The organism is Phyllobacterium sp. CCNWLW183, from assembly GCF_037203775.1.
In the GTDB taxonomy this organism is placed as follows: domain Bacteria; phylum Pseudomonadota; class Alphaproteobacteria; order Rhizobiales; family Rhizobiaceae; genus Phyllobacterium; species Phyllobacterium ifriqiyense.
Genome location: NZ_JBBCBN010000001.1, coordinates 497,631 through 518,415 on the forward strand (window position 1 = coordinate 497,631; position 20,785 = coordinate 518,415).

The following is a 20,785-nucleotide window of genomic DNA, read 5'->3' on the forward strand; positions in this document are numbered from 1 at the left end:
ATTCAGTGGGGTTTCGTTTGTGCAAACAGTAAATTTACCTCCAAATATCCCGTGGACCGTCGTTCAAATAGGTCAGCCTGATTGCTATTGAACTTTTCACCGGCATTAAACTCTTACTCCTGAGCATCGGTTTTTTGGTCACGATAGACAGAGGCTTTACCAGACAGTGCGCTTTCGCGCTTGAACAGCCGAGGGTGCTCGAGAAAGAACCGGCTTGTTTTAGGAGGTGATCTCATGAACCCTATACCAACCGGCCACGTCAGTGGCGATAATTTGATCCTCGTGCGCAGGTTTCTCGCTGATGTAACTGACGTTTGGTCGAGCTTAACCAAGCCCGAACAAACTGCTCTCTGGTTCGGTCGCTGGGAAGACAATGCGACGCCAGGGAAGATCATTCGCGTGCGAATGGCCCACGAGAAAGGTCAACCATGGGCCAACATGATTGTCGAAGAATGCAGTGCGCCGAACCGTCTGGTAGTCACAGGGAATTGCAAGGGCCCGCCTTCGATGAGAGCGGGAAATCCAGCCCAACTTCGATGATCGCTATGTCGTGGGCGATCGAGACAACTGCGACGGTGAAAGATTCCGCTGCCGGTGTAGGCTAAACGCAAGATTGGGCCGTCTCCATCTGGAATATGAGGGCTATAAGTGACGCGTTCTCAATCGTTAAATGTAATTGTTTCGGGCAGGAATTGACCGAGTTTTTGTCTCATTACTTTTCGAATGAGACGTACTGCAGGCCCGGAAAAACCATCAAGACTTTGAATACAGCCAAATACTCTGTGATGACTGCGGACTTGTTGGGCAAAGCGGTAAATAAAAAGAAGAGCGTGTGGTGTCACGTAGGCGATATCAACGGGCTTGTGAATATAGGCGTTGCGAGCGGCGATTTCCAAATGGTTGATGAGCGCGACCGGAGAATATTGCTCTATATTCCGCGTACGAAACTTGATTTGTTTGTAAAGTATCTCTGGTTGGCTTTGATAATACGCTTGCTGGGTGGATTTGCGCATGGGATGCGGAAGGTGATCGACCAGCAAAAACTTTTTCGTAAAACCGGCAATGCGAGCGCCGAGTTCATGAGCGAGCCTGTATGTTGGCCGCTTATTCGGTTGAACAGCCTTCCGAACTCTCAAGGCATTGCGGAAAAAGGTTTTGAGACGCCAGCGCTGTGGTGGAACCCACTTTCCAAAAATCACAGGCATCCCATTCCGAAAGAAAAAATCCGGGGTCAGACTTCTGTTCATGAAGAAATCGTCATTCAGATAGATGTAGTGCTCACTGAGTTCGGGGATGCGCCAAAACATTGCTTCTATCGTTCTGGCGTTGAACGTTGGTAACATTTCTTCAAAGCCTGCAAACAGTACCGTGTGATCAATAATCTGGATAAAGTCCTGTTCGCACAGGCCAGCCTTCGCAAATTCATCGATAAATTGTGGTTTCTGATTATCCGAGACTATCCAAATCCGCCGGATAAAGGGGGCAAATTTGAGAATTGACGCGATGCAATAATAGATTTCGCCATTGTTGGCATATCGCGTCGCCTTTCCGAGCATACGGCCGTCCAGATGTTCTTGCATCTTGGCGAAATGCTTTGGGTCAGATCCATCGACCCAAGCTATCACAGCATCGATTTGTGGATTAATTACAGAGTCCAATCGCTCAAAACTCTCCCCCATGAACTTAACTGGATAACGATTATTTAATCTCATACAATAATAATTAAGCGCAAGGATTAGGGTTCCGATGATTGATAATTATGTTTGGGATATCTACCTCGAGACGCTTCGTCAGAACTTCTTTTCCCCTTGGAATTCTCAACGAAACGGAAAACAAGCTGATCGTCTGCTATTGTGAGGCTGTGATGTGCTAAAAGTCTTCAAAGAGTTCAGCACATCATCCTCTTAACTACTCCAGGCGGCGCCTGAATAGCCACGCCGCCGCTGACAAAGTCACGCCAGCTATCAATGCGAGTGGGATTGTCTGGTGCAGTACTTCCAGAGACCCGATATCCTTCAGAAAAAGCCCTTTGATTATCACCAGAAAATATCGAAGTGGATTTATGATGGTAATCGGCTGCAGCCACTGGGGCATATTTTCGATCGGCGTTGCAAAGCCTGAAAGAAGAATAGCCGGGACGATAAAAAGGAATGCTCCGAGAATAGCTTGTTGCTGTGTTTTCGACAAAGCTGAGATGAACAATCCGATCCCGACGATCGCTGCAAGATAAATAATGCCACTGCCGTAGAGATAAATCAGCGATCCCCGAAACGGAATCTGGAACAAAAATATCGCGGCCAGCAAATAGACTGTCATGTGAAAAACGCCGATTAACATTGGAGGTATCAACTTGCCGATGACAATCTCATGCGTCCGCAATGGGGAAACAATCAGTTGATCGAATGTGCCGAGCTCCCGTTCTCTGGCTATTGATAGGGCAGTAACAATTAGACCAATCAGCATTGCAATACTTGCAATCAAGTTTGGCACCATGAACCATTGGAAATCCAAATTGGGATTAAACCAATTGCGCGGCATTACGTTTATCATCGCGCTCTGCGTTTTCATCCCCGATGGGGTTTCCAGGGAAAGTCTTCCGGCAATCTGGCTTAGATAGCCCGCTACTATCTGTGAAGCGTTGGATTTACGCCCGTCTAAAATGATCTGAATTGTTGCCGGCAAACCCGCTTCAATGTCGCGGGAGAAGCTTGGACCGATCTCCAATGCGGCTATAACTGTCTGATTGCTGATTGCATCGTGAATACGCGATTGATCCTGCGTATGCGATACAGTGCGGAAGGTTGGCGAGCCTTCAATCCGCGTTATCAACTCTTCGCTCCAATGACCACTGTCGCGGTTTAGAATCAGGACGTCCACATTCCGGACTTCAAGGGTAGCCGCATAGGAGAACACCAAGAGCTGGACGATAGGCGGCACAATCAAGATCATCCGACTCTTTGGATCGCGGAGCACCGCGAGAAGTTCCTTGATGATCAATGCTTTCAGCCGCGTCCACCACATATTAATCGATCCGTTTTCGTGTACTACGGGCGGCCAGAACAAAGAAGACGCTGCCGATAAACAGCATGATAGCCATTGCCTTCAAAAACATCGGCCATATATCCCCGGCCAGAAAAAGTGTCTGCAAGCTTGGTATCAGGTAACGGGCGGGTACGACGAAAGTGATCCATTGTATGACCACCGGCATAGAATTAATTTCAAACAGGAAACCCGAAAGGAGAAATGCCGGAAGAAAGGCCGAGATCAAAGCAAGCTGCGATGCCAGGAATTGGTTTTTTGTTGCAGCTGATATAAGCAATCCCTGACCAAGAGCTGGCACAAGAAATGCCGCTGAGAGCAGATACAATGCAAAGATTGATCCTCGGAAGGGCACGCCAAACAGGAATACCGCGATTATAACGCAAAGGGTCATCGACAATATTCCAAGCACGAAATAGGGCAGGATTTTTCCCATCAGCAGTTCCGCAGATGTCACCGGCGTTGCCATAATTGCTTCCATGGTTCCGCGTTCCCATTCCCGGGCGATGACCAATGACGTCAGCAGGGTTCCGACGAGCGTCATGACGATGGCGATTGATCCTGGAACAAGGAAAAAGCGGCTCGTCAGTTCCGGATTAAACCAGAAGCGCTGCTCTACGCTGATCGCTGAGGCGCTGCCATCTTTTTGAACTCCCATATCTGCCGACCGGATAGCCACCCACCCTGCAATGACGCCTTGCGCATAATTCTGAACGAAACCGGCGGTATTGGTATCAGATCCATCAACAATCACTTGAATCTGCGGGTTCATTCCTGCCGCGAAGTCGGAGGTAAAGCCGGCAGGAATAATGACGATTCCTCGAATTTCGCCGCTTATCAGTTTTGCATCAAACTCCCTTCGATCCCGACCTGTTTCAACATCGAAATAGCGCGATCCCCGGAAGCTGGCAGCAAGATCGCCTGCCAGTGGTGTCTGCTCTTCAATAACAAGGCCGATACGGGTTTGGCCCGTGTCGAGCGAAACGCCATATCCAAACAGAAACAATAGAACGACGGGTAAAACAAAGGCGATGAGAATACTACTTGGATCCCTCAAAAGCTGGAAGGTCTCTTTGCGGACAAGCGCAAAGAATCGCCGGACGCGCGCTGGTTCCGTCGTTTTACTTAGCGATACGGAGGTCATGCCGCTGCCTCCCGCTCGGAGGCCTCCACCAAGGCGATAAACGCATCCTCCATGGTGGGATCCGGCTGCGTCTTAGTCGCGACCCCTGCCTTGAGTTCATCGGGCGAACCCAGAGCAATCGAACGACCACGATAGATAAGAGAAATACGATCACAATACTCGGCTTCATCCATGAAATGTGTGGTGACAAGCACCGTCACGCCTTTCTCGACAAGGCCGTTAATGTGTGTCCAAAACTCACGTCGTGTTATGGGGTCTACGCCGGATGTCGGCTCATCTAGAAAAAGCGCTTCTGGTTCGTGCATAACGGCACAGGCGAGTGCAAGGCGTTGTTTTAGGCCAAGAGGCAAATCCTTTGCCGGCAGGTTATCCCGAGCGGCAAATGAAAATATCTCATTCATCAAGCTTATGCGCTCGCGTTTACGTGACCCGCTCAAACCATAGACGCCGGCGAAGAAATCCAGATTCTGTCCGACGCTCAAATCACCATAAAGAGAAAATTTCTGCGCCATATACCCTAGACGATTGCGCGCCTCGGCACCATCCCGCCGCAAATCAAACCCGGCTACCCTGCCCTCACCCTGCGTAGGTTTTAGAAGCCCGCACAGCATCTTGAACGTGGTGGATTTTCCCGCACCATTTGGCCCAAGAAGCCCGAAAATCTGACCTCGTGGAATGTCAAATGTAATGTCCTTCGCTGCGGTGAAATCACCAAAATTCTTCGTCAATCCATGGGCCTCTATGACGGGCTTTCCATTCTGATCATCGAGCCGTGTGGCCGTTTCGGCAAGCTTGGAACGCCCCCCTGGGCCACCTCCAAGCATATCAACAAAAGCGTCTTCGAAACGTGGCTCTGTGGCACGTATCTTGGCTGTGTTTCCCGCGATTTTCGTCAACTCACTTCGTTTCGCTTCCGCGCTGGTAACAATGCGCACTGCGTAGCCTTGAATGACACCATCAACCACGCCTTGCTGTTCCAGGATTTTCGAGAGTGCCTGACGGCGACTGCCGGATATGCCAGTGAACTTGAAAACCCGATCTTTAACCCGATTTGTCAAATCCGCGGGCGGTCCGGAAAATAGCAGTTCGCCCTTATTGAGAAGCAACACCTTATCGCAGGCTTCAGCCTCATCAAGATAAGCAGTTGACCAGAGGACCCCTATGCCGTCCTTGGTCAGGTCCTTTACCATCTTCCACAGGTCGCGGCGGGAAATCGGATCGACGCCAACACCTGGTTCATCCAAGAGCAAGAGTCTGGGTTTTTTCAAGAGAGCGCAGGCAAGCCCAAGCTTCTGTTTCATTCCGCCCGAAAGCTGACCAGCGAGCCGCCCGGTAAATCGCTTTAGATCAGTGAACGTCAAAAGCTCATCAAATGCTGCCGGACGCTCGCCCAGCGGGAGACTACGCAAATCAGCATAGAGATTGAGATTTTCCTGAACCGTGAGGTCTTCATAAAGTCCGAAACGTTGAGGCATATAACCGATTAGAGCCTGAATGCTTGGTGCATGCAGTTTGGTGTCGAATCCCAGAACATTGATCGAGCCTCCATCCGGCTGCATAAGTCCGGTAATCAGACGTATCAGCGTAGTTTTACCAGCACCGTCTGGACCAACCAGTCCTGTAATCCTGCCTCCGCTTATGATGCCGGACACATCTTTCAATGCTTGCGCAGCTTGACCAAAGCTCTTGCTGACATCTGCGAGACGAACAAATTCGGATCGGGCATCATCATCGGTGGATGGAATCCGGTCGGTCATAGCTCACGGCCTGGTTCCATCGGCACTCGAAGGGTGACAGGCATTCCCTGTCGCAAATCTTGGGTTGCCTCATCAACAATGATGCGTAACCTATAAACGAGATCTGTGCGCAGGTCCGGCGTCTCCACTGATTTGGGCGTGAATTCAGCCACTGGCGATATAAAGCCGATCTTCCCTTTAGCGGGTTTACCGGGTTTCGTATCCGAGTATACATCGACGACCATGCCAGGATGTATGCGGCCTAGATCAACCTCAGAAATATAACTGCGAACCCAGACGGGTTTCAGCAGCGACAATACAACCACAGGATCACCTGGCGCGACGATGGAACCTGCCTCACGAACGCGGGAAAGAATTACCCCATCATTAGGCGCATGCATTTGAGCATCATCCAGCGAAGTCACGGCGCTGGAAAGTTTCGCTTCTGCAGCTGCAAGGTTGGCTTTCGCTGCTTCAATGTCTTCTTTACGTGTTCCTTCTTTGAGAAGCGCCAAAGCTGCCCGCGCCGAAGCAGTCCGTGCATTCGCTATCGATTTTGCTGCAATTGCCTCATCCAAACCGGACTGGGAAATGGTTCCATTCGGGCGGAGGCGGAGGGCACGCTCATAGGAGAGAGTTACATTTTCAAGATCGGCAAGCTGCTCATTCAGCGCGGCTTCTGCTTGCACTATCTCAGTCTGGCGTGGCCCTGCTATTGCCTTTTCAAGTGTCGCACGCAGCGCAGACACTTCAGCCTTTGCGGCATCAACAGACTGTTGATAGGGCGCTGTATCCAGGCTCGCAATAACTGCGCCAGCTGCAACGGTATCACCCTCGTCAAACATCAGCCTTTCCATGCGGCCATTGACCCTGAAACCAAGTGGCACCTGACGGATATCTACATTGCCGTAAAGCGTGAGTTGCGTCGCTTCCGATTCAACCCAGCCCATTTTGCGTGGAAGCTCAAACCACCACGCCAAGCCTGCGGCAACCACAACAACCAAGATCAATATAATGATTAGCCGCTTCATGATCGCACCTTGACGGGCAGTATGGCAGCAACAAGTTCCCCCGCTAAATCCTGTATAGTTTTAACTTCGCTTGCACCAATACTGCTCCACTCGAGCTGCAGCATCGCAGAAGCGTGGGCTGTGCGGTACACAAGAACACTGCCGAAAAGAGAAATCATTCGTAAGCGGACATGTTCGGATAAAGGATCTTCGTCAAGCAAGACGCTAATGAGTTGGATGCCTGCCTCAAGCATAGGCTTCATGACTGCGGTATATACTCTGTTGAATGCCTCTGTCGGCTCCATCTGTTCTCGTATCAAAAACCGTGCCCATGGCTCGGATTCCTTGCTTACAAACAGAGTTGCCATCTTTTGGAGTATCTCTGTCAGGAAAGCTCTTGCTTCTTCGCGTGACAGACTTTGCCCGGCTGCCGCCAATTCTTGCAGTCGTCCTCTCACCTTGGTTCGCAAGCCTGAAACGTGGGAATTGATCTCTCCGCCAAGATATTCCGCCGTGGCTATATAGAGCCCTTCTTTGCTCCCGAAATAATAAAGGATGGCCTGTAGATTCACACCTGCTGCATCACGCAACATCCGCGTACTCGTGCCCTCGAAGCCATATCGGCCGAACAGGTCGAGCGCGACGACGATGAGCTTTTCGCGGGCAATTTCTCCGCGAGCGGACTGACGTTTCCTCTGCTTGGTTATATTTTCCATATCCATAATCTACATCGCAGCAAATAATAAGTCAAACGAATGAATTTTTCTGGTACATTGCAATTGCGATAACTGACTAGGTTAAGCCAGAACTTTTACGATGGCGGCGATCTATCGCGCGGATGGTGCGGCCAAAAATCCAATGCTATCGTTGAACCCGATCAAGCGGTGTTATTTCGAGCGCCCGCTCTTCTTCAATGGAGATGTTATGACAATCTCAGGCATGCTGCAGCTTGCGGCGTCGACACTGGTTTTTCTACTTGCGGCTGTCGGAGCCAAACACTGGGCAATATCGCCCACATTCCCGAAGCTGGCTATAACGCTGATTTTATATACTATCGGCAATCTGATTATGCTTCGGCTGGTGCGTGAGTTTGGAATGGCCTCGGCCTTCACCCTTTCTGCATTGCTGCAACTGGTGGCCATCAACGCAATTGCAATAGTTTATTTCGGCGAGAAACTGCCAACAACTCAACTTGCCGGAATAATGCTGGCAATCATTGCCGTGGGACTAATTACGTTCGCCCCGTCGAAATAGCCAATCATGAACTGACTCTGGGCGTAACCACAATTGCGAATGCATAGGCATGGCATCTGGAACAATGGGCGAGTTAACGGGTTTTCCATTTTGGAAGAGAGACCATGGCCTAGCGTCCGAGGCGCGAAGACAATGGCTACACCACGCAGGTTTCGAATCGTGGGAATTAAACAAATGGACGAAGTCAGAGTGGCGGTGCAAGGCGCAGAAGGGAAAACATTCTGCCGGTGCAATTTCAGATCGACGCAATGCCACACCTTCTATTGTATCAGTCGACAGCAATGCATGGCGATAAGTCCTAGCGCGGCGTGGGTCGATGCTTTACACCCAAACAATCAATGCCCGGGTTAAGCAAAGAGATGAATCCTATTCCGGACCACGGTGGAAATTCGTACAAAGGCTCGGGAAAATTGACCGGAAAGCGATCCGCTGTCGAGTTATGTTTCTGGAGCAACGATTGCCGTCACTGGCGGTAAGCCCATAACTTGATGGTGGCAGCTCATGACCAAGCACTGGCACGGGGAAGCCATTCTATTGCCATTATGCGGTTTTCCCGACCGGAATAACTGTCATGGAGAACATTTTCTTCTTTTGCTCAAGGAAAATTGAGCTTTTGCTCTGACCTATAATAAGGCATGCATTGTCGTGGAAGCGCAAGAGGCCAACGCCTGTCAGTTGCAGAGCCAACTGATTTGAATAGAATCCCCGGCCATGAGTTAAAGAGGATCATAATCCATGTTTTATGCAATTCTGGCCTATCACGAAGAGGAAGTCGTCTCTTCCTGGACCAAAGAGGAAGACACGGCCCTTATGACCGAGCTCTTGGAGATTAATGAACGTCTCGTTCGTGAAAAAACTCTCGGGCCAGCCGCACGTCTTGGTCCCACAGGCCGTGCAGTAACGCTGCGCGGTAAGGACGCCGAAATAGTAATCGATGGTCCTTTTGCCGAAACCAAAGAGCAATTGCTTGGTCTATATGTTGTTGATTGCCCGTCACTTACTGCTGCCGTAGAAACCGCACGCGAGTTGCGCCGCGCCAATCCGACAGCCGTTTACGAAATCCGGGAGATATTGCTTTATCTTCCCGGAGCACCGTTAAGCGCCAGCGCAGAAAGCTAGGATAGCAGCATGAACTCTTCGATCTTCCATGGATTATCGGCCTTTCCCATTACTCCTTGTGATCCGTACGGCCGCGTAGATGAGGGGGATCTTTCAAAGATCATCAGTAACCTTGCAGATGCCCGCGTGGATTCTATCGGCCTTCTGGGAAGCACTGGCACATATATGTATCTTGACCCGGCGGAACGGCAACGCGCAGTCGAGATCGCTGTGAAAGCTGGCAACTCGACTGTGCCAATTGTCGTCGGAGTTGGTGCCATGCGTACCGACGAAGCAGAGCAATTTGCAAAGCATGCCGAGCAGGCCGGCGCTTCAGGACTGCTTCTTGCACCAGTTTCATATACGCCGCTGAACGATGAAGAAGTCTTCCAGCATTATACTGCAGTGGCTGGTGCTACCCGCCTTCCCCTTTGCATTTACAACAATCCGACTACAACACATTTTACGTTTGGCGTTCCACTCATTGAGCGGCTGTCAAAAATTGACAACATAGTTGCGCTTAAAAATCCGGCAGCACCAGCTTCTGAAATGCCTTCCATAATCCAGCCGCTCAGCAATGCACTTCCCTCGGGGTTTGCCATTGGGTTTAGTGGCGATTGGAATGCGGCGAATGCCTTGATGGCTGGCGGACATGCTTGGTACAGTGTGGCTGGAGGTCTGTTGCCTATTCCATGTCTTGCACTAACACGTGCCGCTCAGGCCGGAAAAGATGGCGAAGTTCAACGGTTAGACCAACTTTTGCAACCATTGTGGGATTTATTTAAGGAGCTTTCCAGCATTCGCGTCATGTATGCTATCGCCAACATAATGGGACTAACACATTCCAATCCGCCACGCCCCATATTGCCGATCGAAAAGTCTGAGTACAACCGCATCGCGCAAGCTCTTGAAGGACTATCCTTTTAGGCACAGACCCTGAATCTCTTATGGTCCTCGTGATTCCAAGGCGACCGTTTTAATAATGGCATAAACCATCATTCCATCTGTGAGCTTTAGCCGGTCGCGCGAAAGCGAGGTAATTCGCGAAACCAGAGCCGTTCCCTCGCATTCAATATGCACATCCACTGTGCCATCTGAATTGGAAAGGATTATCGCAACCTCTCCTCGCAGGATGTTAAGAGCGCTCACGCCTTCCGGATAAACGGTGGAAAGCATGACATCCTTTGCAAGAATATACATGCGGACGGTCTTGCCGATCGAAATCTCAGGCCCGGGAACAAAGAAATGATTGGAATTGAACTCGATTGTCATCAGTCTGTGCTTTATATCGTACTGGATGACTTTCCCTTCGATCAGCGTTCCTCTGTCTTTCCGGTTTTGCATCGAGGAAACGGACGGTTGATTTAGCACATCAGCAACCGGCCCAGCCATCGTAACGCTGCCATTGTCCAGTACGACAACTTTATCGGCCAATCGCGCTACCTCCGTCACTGAATGGCTAACGTAGATGATCGGAATGTTCATCTGATCGCGCAGCGCTTCGAGATATGGCAATATTTCCAATTTCCGCGTCTCGTCCAATGCAGCAAGCGGCTCATCCATCAAGAGCAGACGAGGCGAAGAAAGTAACGCACGGCCAATTGCCACCCGCTGTTTTTCGCCGCCTGAAAGATTTATCGGCCGCCGGTCGAGCAAGAAATTTAGTCCCAGCAAATCAACGATGGAGGCGAAACTATCATCGTTCTTAGGCTTTGAAACAAACCATCGACCGTAGTTAAGATTTTGACGAACCGACAAATGGGGGAACAACCGGTTGTCTTGGAAAACAACACCAAAACGGCGTTTGTGCTTCGGAATAGATATGCCTCGGGTGGTATCGACAATAACATCGCCATCAAAAATCACACGCCCCTCATCAGGGTGAGCCAGCCCGGTTAACATGCGAATGATGGAGGTTTTACCCGATCCTGAAGGACCAAACAGCGCAGTTACGCCGCCTTCGGACGTAAATGCCGCATCCAACTGAAATGCACCGAGCTTCCGTCGCGCCTCGAAAACCAACTTCATGGTGATGTGACTTTGCGAGCGAAGAGATAGGTCATGAATTCTGAAGCCATTAAAGCGGCCATAGAAATGATCACGGAGATAATAGTCAGTTTGAATGCGCCAGCATCCCCGCCCGGCACCTGCGTGAAGGTATAGATCGCCGCTGACAAGGTTTGCGTTTCACCTGGAATATTGGAAACAAAGGTGATCGTTGCTCCAAACTCTCCCATTGCTTTTGCAAATGAAAGTATCATACCAGCAATAATGCCCGGCAAGATCAGAGGCAAAGTTATGGTCATAAAAACCCAGCCCGGGCTAGCGCCCAGTGTTGAGGCAGCATCCTCCAATCCCCTGTCTACTGCTTCAACCGAAAGGCGGATGCTACGAACCAATAAAGGAAAACCCATCACAGCGCAGGCCAAGGCGGCACCAGTCCATCGAAATGACAGAACAATCCCGAGATTCTCGGCAAGAAATGCCCCGATTGGTCCGCGCCTCCCAAAAAGGATCAGCAGGAGAAAGCCGGTGACAACAGGTGGTAAAATCAATGGCAGATGTACCAAGCCATTCAAAAGTGACTTTCCCCAAAAACGCCCTCTGGCCAACAACACGCCGACCGCTATGCCAAAAGGTAGACTGGCAATCGTAGCAACAGATGCAATACGCACACTGAGATGAACAGCCGTCCATTCTTCTGCGCTTAACGAGAACCAATTCAAATCGAAAGCTCGCTGTGTTTGTGGCGGTCCCTTGCCGGAAGTCCGCGCCTATTTGAGTGTGGTAAAACCATGTTTTTCGAACAGCGGCACAGCTTTATCTGATTTTATATAGTCAAGCAGTGACACAGCGTCAGTATTCTTACTGTCAGCCAGCATCGCAATCGGGTAGACGATTGGCCTATGGCTATCGTCCGGAAAGGTACCGGCAATCGCCACTTCTTTGTCAGTTACAGCATCAGTTTTGTAGACGATCCCGTATGGTGCTTCGCCACGAGAAACGAGAAGCAACGCAGCACGAACATTCTCTGCACCAGCGATCTTACTTTCCACTGACGACCATATGCCTAACGTTTCCAGGGCAGCCTTGCCATATTTGCCTGCCGGTACCGAATCAATCGTGCCCATCGCCAAACGGCCGTCACCGAGAAGCCCTGCCAGATCCAAACCCTTCTTGATGTCTACCCGCTCAACATTGTCTTTTGATGTTACGAGAACGATACTATTGCCAAGAAGGCTCTTGCGTGTGGCTTCATTAATAAGCTTCTTTGCAGTAAGATAATCCATCCAATCCAAATCTGCGGAGATGAAAATATCTGCCGGAGCACCGGATTCGATTTGTTTGGCCAATGCTGAACTCGCAGCATAAGAAGTTGTCACTTCCTTGCCAGTTTCAGCCTTCCATGCTGACGTGACCTCATCAAGTGCATTCTTAAGACTTGCGGCTGCAAAAACCGTAACCTTCTCAACTGCTTGGGCTTGATTGATCTGAAAAGATATTGCCAAAGAAATAGCTGCCAATATGGCTGTAAAATATTTCAACCAGTCACGCCATTGAACACTCATCAAACTCTCTGCTCCGCCGTAATATTCTTATGAATATATCGGTGATCAACAGATAGCCAGCGTTATGTTCGAAGAAACATAACCAAAAGCATCCCACGGTTTTAAAGCTGTGGGGCACAATAAACGGGACAGAAAGGCTGACAGTTAGCGCTGTTTGGCTTTGCGAGCGGCATAACGGCGGTCACGTTCCGCCTTACGTTCGGCTTCATCCAGAACAACTCTGGCGATCCGATTCTTTGCTTCGGCAGCAAGTGCTTCGGCTTCCGCCGCTGCAGCATCCGCAAGAGCTTGAGTCTCCGCGAGCTTGCGCTCTTCTTCAAGCTTGGCCAAACGATCACGATCAGCTTTTCTTGCTTCACGGGCGGCAACGATAGCTTCACGTTCAGCCCGCTTGGCAACCACCTCAGGGTCATCGGCCTTTGGTGCTGACTCAAATTTCTTCAGCAGAAGCTTTTTTGCTTCTATCGCCGCGGCGCGGCGTTCGTTCAATTCTTTAAGATTTTTCAATAGAAAGTAGTCCTGTCGTTGCAAGCAATCGGCTTTTCAATTGCCAGTAGATGGAAAAAGGCCGGACACATGCCCAGCCTTTCCTTTAATCCTACCACGGAAGTCGCTGGCAGCGAACACCGTGGCCATTATTATTATACAGCTGCGAGCTGATCAGCTGACATCTTGCCAGACTTCTTGTCGCGAACTAGCTCGTAGCTGATCTTTTGACCTTCAACGATATTACGCATGCCGGCGCGTTCAACTGCAGAGATGTGAACAAAAGCGTCGGTGCCGCCGTCATCCGGCTGAATGAAACCAAAACCTTTTGTTGAATCGAACCATTTAACTGTGCCTGTGGCCATGATGGACCTCCGTCTAGCAACAACAACTGGCACCCAACTAAAGGTGCCTCCTAATAATCGAGTTTTGAAGAAGGAGCTTGTCGAAGCGCTAGAAAGCGTAAAACAAAGTCAGACGATCCAAAATCCAATGCTTCTATTTACAGGCCCAACCCGCAGGGATCAACCCACGGCAGGATTTGTTTTTACGTGTAAAATTCTGACCGGCTTATTTGCGAACAAACTCATGAAATTCGTCCGGTTGCCCTTCAATCTCTGTCGATACCACAAGGGCTAATTGGTTTTTGTCAAACAGATCAAACCATTCATCCCATTCCACAAGGCGGGGGCGTCCCAATTCGTCCGGACGGTCGGCGCCGCTATCGTCATTGTCCGCGTACGCCTCTTGTCCGAATTTTATCATCAAAACCGGTTCGGTAATGCCGATAAGGGCAGCTGGGTCACGTATGGCAGGCACTCCTGAACGGGTACCGGCCCAATCGCGAATGGCTTGGTGGTCTGTAAGCAATGTGGTTTCAGTCATTTGTTTTCTCCTGTCCGAAACTTAACGTCGACATAACAATGAGGTTCCGTAGCTGATGCTGTTTCAGCTGGACGGAGTTATACAGGCATTATGATTTAACGCCGATGAGAGGATAAATTGATGAAAACCCTTGCTAAAATCGTGTTGGTCTTCGTTGTGCTTGCCGGACTTGGCGCTGCAGCCGTCTATGTCTATTCACAAGAATCAGCAACCATCGCGATTGAACAAGGCTATGGTCCCAACCCCACACTTCCTGCACCCAATCCCAAGCCCATACCAACTGTAAACGTTGCGAAAGCCAGCAAATGGCCGGAAGGCGTCACGCCAAAAGCCGCGCCAGGTTTGAAAGTCAATGCTTTTGCCAAAGACCTTGATCATCCACGCATGATTCATGTTCTGCCTAATGGCGATGTTCTCGTTGCCGAAAGCAATGCGCCCACGAAGGAAAATCAAGGTTTCAATATTCGAAACTGGCTGGAAGGCATGGTGATGGGTCAAGCTGGTGCAATGGTTAAAAGCGCAAACAGGATCACGCTGTTACGCGACGCCGACAATGACGGTGTTGCGGAGGTACGCAAGACATTTCTGCAAGGTCTGCGTTCCCCCTTCGGCATGACACTTGCAGATCGGAAACTCTATATTGCGAACACCGACAGTATCGTCGCAGTGCCCTATCTGGATGGCGATACCGAATCTACAACCCCACCGGAAAAGATCATTGATTTGCCCGCGGGCCCAATCAATCGCCATTGGACTAAAGATCTGATTGCGAGTGTCGATGGCAAAAAACTATATGTAACAGTCGGATCCAACAGCAATGTTGGTGAAAACGGCATGGATGCAGAGAAGAACCGGGCGGGCGTTCTCGAAATTGATCTAGCAACCGGCCAACAGCGTGTCTTCGCATCTGGACTGCGCAATCCCAACGGCATTTCCTGGAATCCTGACAGCGGCCAGCTTTGGGTCGCAGTCAATGAACGTGACGAAATCGGTAGCGATCTTGTCCCGGACTACATGACATCTATCAAAGACGGTGGATTTTATGGCTGGCCCTACAGCTATTACGGTCAAAATGTTGACGTGAGAGTAAAGCTGCAAAACCCGGAATTGGTCGCGAAGGCTATCAAACCGGATTATGCGCTCGGCCCGCATACTGCTTCGCTCGGATTGACGTTCAATACGGGATCGCTCTTAGGGGCGGAATATCAAAATGGTGCATTTATCGGCCAACATGGATCGTGGAACCGCAAACCTAGAAGCGGCTACAAAGTGATTTATGTGCCGTTTGCCAATGGCAAACCCAATGGCCCGCCAAAGGATATTCTTACGGGATTCATAAGCGGCAACGACGAAGCATTAGGTCGACCAGTTGGCGTAGCGATAGCCAGGAACGGTGCGCTCCTCGTCGCTGATGATGTGGGAAATACGATCTGGCGCGTCAGTCCTGAGTAGAAAGTGGAAACAACTCAGGCGATTTTTCCGTTTGTTTTGGGGCACCCGTTAGAGCTGCAATCCATCCCCTCACCTCGTTGGGGGAGTTGACCTTATATTGCGCATCACTTTGAAAAAGTGGCTGACCAACTCTGACGGAAAGACCGTTTGATCCGTTAACAAAACGGAACATGGCCTCATCCGTAAGATCATCACCAATAGCCAGCGGCTTTCTACCCTTAAAGGGAGCCATTGTCATAAAATCTGCTACTGCAGATCCTTTATCAGTACCCGACGGCAGCAGTTCCACAACCATTTTCCCGTTCTGGAGTTTCCATCCCTCGCCAAGTCTGGAATGAACCGTGGACATCGTGGCCTGCACCGCCCTTTCAGCCTCGGGAACCAAACGATAGTGCATGGCGATAGCCAAGCCCTTGTCTTCAATAATGGTTTGCGGCCAACGCGCCGTCAGCTTTTCCAGCTCCTGGCGTGCTTGATCAAGCGCCAAGCGATTAATCAGCTTTCTACCGAGATTTCCTGACCCATCCCGAACTTCCGAGCCGTGCATCCCTGCAACAGGAAATTGAAAAGGGGCAAACATGGCGTCGACAGATTCAATCGAGCGCCCGGTTACCAGAGCCATGGCTCCATCCAGCTGCGTGAAAAGCGATAATAATTGTCCCGGCAATTCTTGCGGTATCTTTACGCCCGTGGGCGTGGAGGCAAGATCGATCAGTGTTCCGTCAACATCCAGAAACAAGGCCCAGTTATGGAGATCTTTTGGAAGTACTCCCGTTGAATCAGATTTCATCTATAAATTTCGCCGTGTTGGTGGAGCTAGGGTGGTGCTGTTTAAACTCCACGCGACACAAATGGTTCATTACTAATTCGAAAAAAATGGGAACCATCTGCGCCCGAGCGGATTGGGTTTATTCAACTCGAATGCAAGGGACTTAATCTATGGGACGGTTGGTTGTTGTTTCAAACCGAACGGCGAACCTCACTAAAAAAACACAGGCAGGGGGATTAACAGTCGGAATTGTCGATGCTTTGAAAAGCCAAGACGGCCTGTGGATGGGTTGGGATGGACGTATTTCGGAAGATATTTCAGCCCCAAAACAGGAAAAGTACGACAACGTAACAACGCTGACGACATCCCTTACCCCAGAAGAGCACGAGAAATATTATCTCGGATTTTCAAACAAGGTGCTTTGGCCAGCCTTTCACTATCGGCTGGATTTAATGGACTATCGCACTGAGTTTGCTGATTGCTACGCTTCAGTCAATGAGCGTTTTGCGGCCACGCTTGCCCCCCAGCTTAAGCAGGATGATGTGATCTGGGTTCATGATTATCACATGATCCCTATGGCAGCGAAACTGCGCCAGAAAGGTTGTGGCAATAAAATCGGCTTTTTCCTGCACATCCCCTTTCCTTCCATTGACGTATTTTCGGCCGTTCCAAGACATGAATGGCTGCGATCATGTCTACTCCAATATGATCTCATAGGGTTTCAAACGGTAAACGACGTTCAGAATTTTCATCGTTATCTTAAAGAACATTCCGACGCAGATATAATTTCGCCGGAATTAGTGCGGGTTGACGGTCGTACAATTCATATCGGGCATTTTCCAATCGGGATCGATGTGAAGCAATTTGCCCAGACATCCAGCAAATCGGATGACACGGTGGAACTCGAACGCATCCGCCGGAAAATGTTAAAACGGTTCCAGATCATATCTGCTGACCGTCTCGATTACTCCAAGGGCTTGCCACATCGCATAAAAGCATTTCGAAAGTTTCTTGACCTTTATCCTGAGTACCAGGGGCATGCTGAATACCTACAAATTGCGTCTCCTTCACGTGAAGACGTAACAGCTTACGGCGACATAAAATCAGAACTTGAACAACTCGCTGGCGCAGTCAACGGCAAGTTTGCCGATTTCAACTGGGCGCCGATCCAATATATCAATCGCAGCATTGCGCGCTCTAAACTTGCCCCACTGTTCAAATCAAGTTTGATAGGCTTGATTACGCCACTCCGCGATGGAATGAACCTTGTCGCGAAAGAATATGTCGCTGCGCAGGACGATGCAGATCCCGGGATTCTCATACTGTCCAAGTTTGCTGGAGCCGCCGAGGAGTTGAGCGAAGCTCTGATCGTAAATCCCTACGATATCAATGACGTGGCACAAGCTATTCAAAAAGCTGCGACTATGCCACTCGCCGAACGGCAATTGCGGCACCGCAAGCTTTTAAAACGCGTCACAGAGCATGATGCTCAATGGTGGCAGCGCGAATACCTTGATGCGCTTCTCGGCAAAACTGAACGACCTCAGCTCATACATCAGTTCACAAAACACTCGCCCATCCACCTGACAACTTAACTGAGCGTGATCAGGAGTAGTGAATCAGAATGCCAAAACGGAATGACGTACCGACATCAGCCTATCGCTTGCTTTTGAAGAATGGTGTTACTTTCAATCATTTGGCGTCGAGAGTGCCCTATCTGAAGCGACTGGGGATAGACTGCGTCAGCGTTTCATCTGTTTTCGATACAAGCGATGCTGGAAACGGGCGTCGATCTTTTGACCCCACTACGCTGGATCGGAAATCGGGCGGCGAACAGGGCTTTGCAAGACTTATCCGCGCATTGGAAAACGCGGGTATCAGTCTTTTGATCGATATCAATCCTAATCAAATTCCTGCTTCTTACGAAAACCCGTGGTGGAGATCGCTGCTTGAGTGGGGTAAGGATGCCAAATACGCCAAGTATTTTGACGTCGACTGGAGCAGTCGGCTAAGCCTGCCGGTGCTGGAGCGCCCGCTTGTCGAAGAACTCGATAATAGTGCGATCAGCTTGGTATTTGATACTGCGGGGAATGTGCTGGGAATATCACACGCGCAAAATCTATATCCCTTGTCACCGCCATCTTATGCGACAGTCTTGCAAGGACTCGATAGCGAACTGGCCAACCAATTTCGTGAAGCAGCAGCCAAAGCTCAGCCATCCCATCCCGACCAGTTTCATGAAAACTTGCGGGTAATATACGGACGGAGCAGCGTTTCCAATCGTCTTGCTCTGGCTGATCACCTCAACAGGCTAACCGTTGACATCTCATCCTTAAAGAAAGTTCTGACAGAGCAGCATTGGATTTTAATGACCATCGCTGACGCCCGCAAACACTTAACTTACCGACACTCATACGACTCCATTTATTCTGTGGGGGCAAATGTGGAGGACCCCGATGTTTTCAATGACTTTCATAAAACAGCATTGGAACTAATCAAACTAAGTGCAGTAAGCGGATTTCGAGTGAATCAAATAGATGGTCTTGCAGATCCCGCTGGATATTTGAAACAATTGCGTCACGCCACCGGCAGCAATGCTTACATTGTCACCGACAAAATTTTTCTGAATGGAGAGGTGCAGTCAGAAGAGTGGGATGTGGATGGAACGGCCGGCTATGAGTTTATTGCCGTCGCATCAAATGTCCTGGTGAATCACGCACAGCTTCCAACTCTAGAACAAGCCCATGCGACAGTAGCGGGAGTTGAACGGTCTCGGGAGAACCATTACCGGGATGCGAAGCACGCCATTCTTCACAAGAAACTCGCGCCGGAATTGAACGCGTTGGCGCGTTTTCTTTTGCAGTTTTCGCCCGCGGACATTGATGAACTTGAAATAAGGCGCGCAATTTCCGAAACTATTACGGAACTACCAGTGTTTCGAACTTACCCGAGTGATCGACAGGATCACTACACAATGATTTTGCAAACCGCAGGGATAACAAGATCGACCCTGCCGCCAAAAATATATGACGAATTTGATACTCGCTACCAACAGCTATCGGCTGCAGTTATGGCTCAAGCGGTCGAAGAATCCTATCGTTATGACCGTGGCCCGATTTCGGTTGATGAAATTACGGTCTTCTCTGCCGATGCGAAACGGCCAGTTGAGGCGTTTCACACACACATGGCCCAAAAGGCTGCAATGATGCCTTTAGGCATGAATGCCACCAGCTTTTCCTACGCTACTAAATTTGGTGAAGATGCCCGCATGCGTCTTTTGGCGCTCACAGAATCTCCGGCGAACTGGATACAATGCGTGTCGGACTGGCGAATACGCTTCGCTCAAAACGTCAAGATGATTGAGGGCGCCCTGGTTCCACATCCAGAAACAGAATGGCTGATTTATCAGACCATGGCTGCAATTTGGCCTCCCCAACTCCATCTCGATGATCAAAAGTCGCTCTTGGCTGTTCAAGATGAATTAACAGGCTTTGTAATTAGAGCTATCCGGGAAATGAGAAAGGACGCCTTTTGGACGGAGGTCAACCGCCCCTATGAAATGGCAGTCGCCGACTATATTGGCAGCGTCTTCCTCGATCGTACATTTCTGATGGAGTTCGCAGATAGAATGAGGCCGTATTGGGTTGCGGGAGCAGTCAACAGCCTTTCACAAACCGTCCTTAAAATGACAACACCTGGCATGCCGGTCATACAAACTGGTTCTGAAACCTGGGATTTTTCGCTTTCTCAGACAGGTGCGCCTGACGATGCTGGCTTTGAAAAACTGAGTGCGCAACTAAACTATGCCGAGCAATCTCCGTTCACCAATTTATTGGCGGATTGGCATTCGGGCGCTTTGAAGCAACGTATTATCACAATTCACCTTCGACTAAGACAGCAATATCCGGAATTGTTTTTGCGGGGTGATTACATTCCTCTACAAATTAGCGGTATCTATTCAGACCACCTTTTGGCCTTCTTGCGCCGCAACGAATCCAGTTCATGTATTGTCGCGGTTCCCCGCTTGCCATTTGAGGCGGTCTCGAAATTTCAGGAGCCGTTCATGCCCATTCCCGCTTGGGGAGACACCATCATCCATGTGCCGGAAACGATATCATCGGCAGTGTTTCAGAACGTCCTGACAGGTGAGACGATTTTGCCAGGCGACGCGCTGCTCGCTGCTGATGCGATGCGTGACTTTTCTACGGCAACGCTTATCGCCGATTAGGCCAACACGCCTATTTATTCCCTACAATAGATCGGGCCGATAAGTGGCAAACGGTGCTTGTTTTGCTGCGACGTTATTGGCACTGGGCGGTGCGGTTCATGCAGCGTATTAGGCT

Annotated in this window: 20 protein-coding genes; 7 read left to right on the top strand and 13 right to left on the bottom strand. The window is 49.9% G+C overall.

The window, feature by feature from the left end:
- The first annotated feature begins 234 nt into the window (after window positions 1-234).
- On the top strand, window positions 235-540 hold the full coding sequence (locus V9K95_RS02320) for an SRPBCC domain-containing protein (protein ID WP_336439936.1): 306 nt from the start codon (window positions 235-237) through the stop codon (window positions 538-540).
- A 119-nt stretch (window positions 541-659) separates the two neighbouring features.
- On the opposite strand, the gene V9K95_RS02325 is transcribed toward V9K95_RS02320, so the two are convergent.
- The 6 genes from V9K95_RS02325 to V9K95_RS02350 all read right to left on the bottom strand — a co-directional run bounded on the left by V9K95_RS02325 (window position 660) and on the right by V9K95_RS02350 (window position 7,636).
- The gene (locus V9K95_RS02325; protein WP_336439935.1) at window positions 660-1,679 is read right to left on the bottom strand and encodes a Stealth CR1 domain-containing protein; all 1,020 of its coding nucleotides are present in this window, start codon (window positions 1,677-1,679) and stop codon (window positions 660-662) included.
- 229 nt (window positions 1,680-1,908) lie between these two features.
- Window positions 1,909-3,021, bottom strand: a complete 1,113-nt coding sequence (locus tag V9K95_RS02330) for an ABC transporter permease (protein ID WP_336439934.1) — start codon at window positions 3,019-3,021, stop codon at window positions 1,909-1,911.
- Window position 3,022: 1 nt separating this feature from the next.
- Complete coding sequence (locus tag V9K95_RS02335; protein ID WP_336439933.1) at window positions 3,023-4,183, bottom strand: ABC transporter permease; 1,161 nt, start codon at window positions 4,181-4,183, stop codon at window positions 3,023-3,025.
- Entirely contained in the window at window positions 4,180-5,940 is a 1,761-nt protein-coding gene (locus tag V9K95_RS02340) for an ATP-binding cassette domain-containing protein (RefSeq protein ID WP_336439932.1), read from the bottom strand. The genes V9K95_RS02335 and V9K95_RS02340 overlap by 4 nt, the downstream gene beginning before the upstream one ends.
- The gene (hlyD, locus tag V9K95_RS02345; RefSeq protein WP_336439931.1) at window positions 5,937-6,950 is read right to left on the bottom strand and encodes a secretion protein HlyD; all 1,014 of its coding nucleotides are present in this window, start codon (window positions 6,948-6,950) and stop codon (window positions 5,937-5,939) included. Before hlyD ends, V9K95_RS02340 begins: the two co-directional genes overlap by 4 nt.
- Window positions 6,947-7,636, bottom strand: a complete 690-nt coding sequence (locus V9K95_RS02350; protein WP_442958535.1) for a CerR family C-terminal domain-containing protein — start codon at window positions 7,634-7,636, stop codon at window positions 6,947-6,949. The genes hlyD and V9K95_RS02350 overlap by 4 nt, the downstream gene beginning before the upstream one ends.
- 217 nt (window positions 7,637-7,853) lie before the next feature.
- Here V9K95_RS02350 and V9K95_RS02355 point away from each other — a divergent pair, with 217 nt between their 5' ends.
- The 3 genes from V9K95_RS02355 (at window position 7,854) to V9K95_RS02370 (ending at window position 10,208) form a co-directional block, all read left to right on the top strand.
- Window positions 7,854-8,183, top strand: coding sequence for a hypothetical protein (locus tag V9K95_RS02355; protein ID WP_336439929.1), 330 nt, complete (start codon window positions 7,854-7,856; stop codon window positions 8,181-8,183).
- 735 nt (window positions 8,184-8,918) lie between these two features.
- Window positions 8,919-9,302 (top strand): YciI family protein, encoded by a 384-nt coding sequence (locus tag V9K95_RS02365; RefSeq protein WP_115052806.1) that lies wholly within the window; start codon window positions 8,919-8,921, stop codon window positions 9,300-9,302.
- A 9-nt stretch (window positions 9,303-9,311) separates the two neighbouring features.
- The gene (locus tag V9K95_RS02370; protein ID WP_115052805.1) at window positions 9,312-10,208 is read left to right on the top strand and encodes a dihydrodipicolinate synthase family protein; all 897 of its coding nucleotides are present in this window, start codon (window positions 9,312-9,314) and stop codon (window positions 10,206-10,208) included.
- Between the two features lie 18 nt (window positions 10,209-10,226).
- On the opposite strand, the gene modC is transcribed toward V9K95_RS02370, so the two are convergent.
- The 6 genes from modC to V9K95_RS02400 all read right to left on the bottom strand — a co-directional run bounded on the left by modC (window position 10,227) and on the right by V9K95_RS02400 (window position 14,221).
- Window positions 10,227-11,309, bottom strand: a complete 1,083-nt coding sequence (gene modC, locus V9K95_RS02375; RefSeq protein WP_336439928.1) for a molybdenum ABC transporter ATP-binding protein — start codon at window positions 11,307-11,309, stop codon at window positions 10,227-10,229.
- Window positions 11,306-12,007, bottom strand: a complete 702-nt coding sequence (gene modB / locus V9K95_RS02380; protein WP_336439927.1) for a molybdate ABC transporter permease subunit — start codon at window positions 12,005-12,007, stop codon at window positions 11,306-11,308. Before modB ends, modC begins: the two co-directional genes overlap by 4 nt.
- A 48-nt stretch (window positions 12,008-12,055) precedes the next feature.
- Window positions 12,056-12,850, bottom strand: a complete 795-nt coding sequence (gene modA, locus V9K95_RS02385) for a molybdate ABC transporter substrate-binding protein (protein WP_336439926.1) — start codon at window positions 12,848-12,850, stop codon at window positions 12,056-12,058.
- Window positions 12,851-12,994: 144 nt separating this feature from the next.
- Window positions 12,995-13,357, bottom strand: a complete 363-nt coding sequence (locus tag V9K95_RS02390) for a DUF6481 family protein (protein ID WP_115052801.1) — start codon at window positions 13,355-13,357, stop codon at window positions 12,995-12,997.
- 134 nt (window positions 13,358-13,491) lie between these two features.
- The gene (locus V9K95_RS02395; protein WP_115052800.1) at window positions 13,492-13,701 is read right to left on the bottom strand and encodes a cold-shock protein; all 210 of its coding nucleotides are present in this window, start codon (window positions 13,699-13,701) and stop codon (window positions 13,492-13,494) included.
- A gap of 205 nt (window positions 13,702-13,906) precedes the next feature.
- Entirely contained in the window at window positions 13,907-14,221 is a 315-nt protein-coding gene (locus V9K95_RS02400) for a hypothetical protein (protein WP_115052799.1), read from the bottom strand.
- Window positions 14,222-14,341: 120 nt separating this feature from the next.
- On the opposite strand from V9K95_RS02400, the gene V9K95_RS02405 reads away from it, so the two are divergent.
- Complete coding sequence (locus V9K95_RS02405) at window positions 14,342-15,673, top strand: PQQ-dependent sugar dehydrogenase (protein ID WP_336439925.1); 1,332 nt, start codon at window positions 14,342-14,344, stop codon at window positions 15,671-15,673.
- Here V9K95_RS02405 and otsB read toward each other — a convergent pair.
- Complete coding sequence (gene otsB, locus V9K95_RS02410) at window positions 15,660-16,463, bottom strand: trehalose-phosphatase (RefSeq protein WP_336439924.1); 804 nt, start codon at window positions 16,461-16,463, stop codon at window positions 15,660-15,662. The two genes, V9K95_RS02405 and otsB, sit on opposite strands and share 14 nt — an antisense overlap.
- Window positions 16,464-16,612: 149 nt before the next feature.
- Between otsB and V9K95_RS02415 the strand changes: the two genes are divergently transcribed.
- Together V9K95_RS02415 and treY are read left to right on the top strand one after the other, a co-directional pair.
- Window positions 16,613-18,037 carry an alpha,alpha-trehalose-phosphate synthase (UDP-forming) gene (locus V9K95_RS02415; protein ID WP_336439923.1) on the top strand — a complete coding sequence of 475 codons (1,425 nt, stop codon included), beginning with the start codon at window positions 16,613-16,615 and terminating at the stop codon, window positions 18,035-18,037.
- A gap of 29 nt (window positions 18,038-18,066) precedes the next feature.
- Window positions 18,067-20,670, top strand: a complete 2,604-nt coding sequence (treY, locus tag V9K95_RS02420) for a malto-oligosyltrehalose synthase (protein ID WP_336439922.1) — start codon at window positions 18,067-18,069, stop codon at window positions 20,668-20,670.
- The last annotated feature ends 115 nt before the right edge of the window (window positions 20,671-20,785 follow it).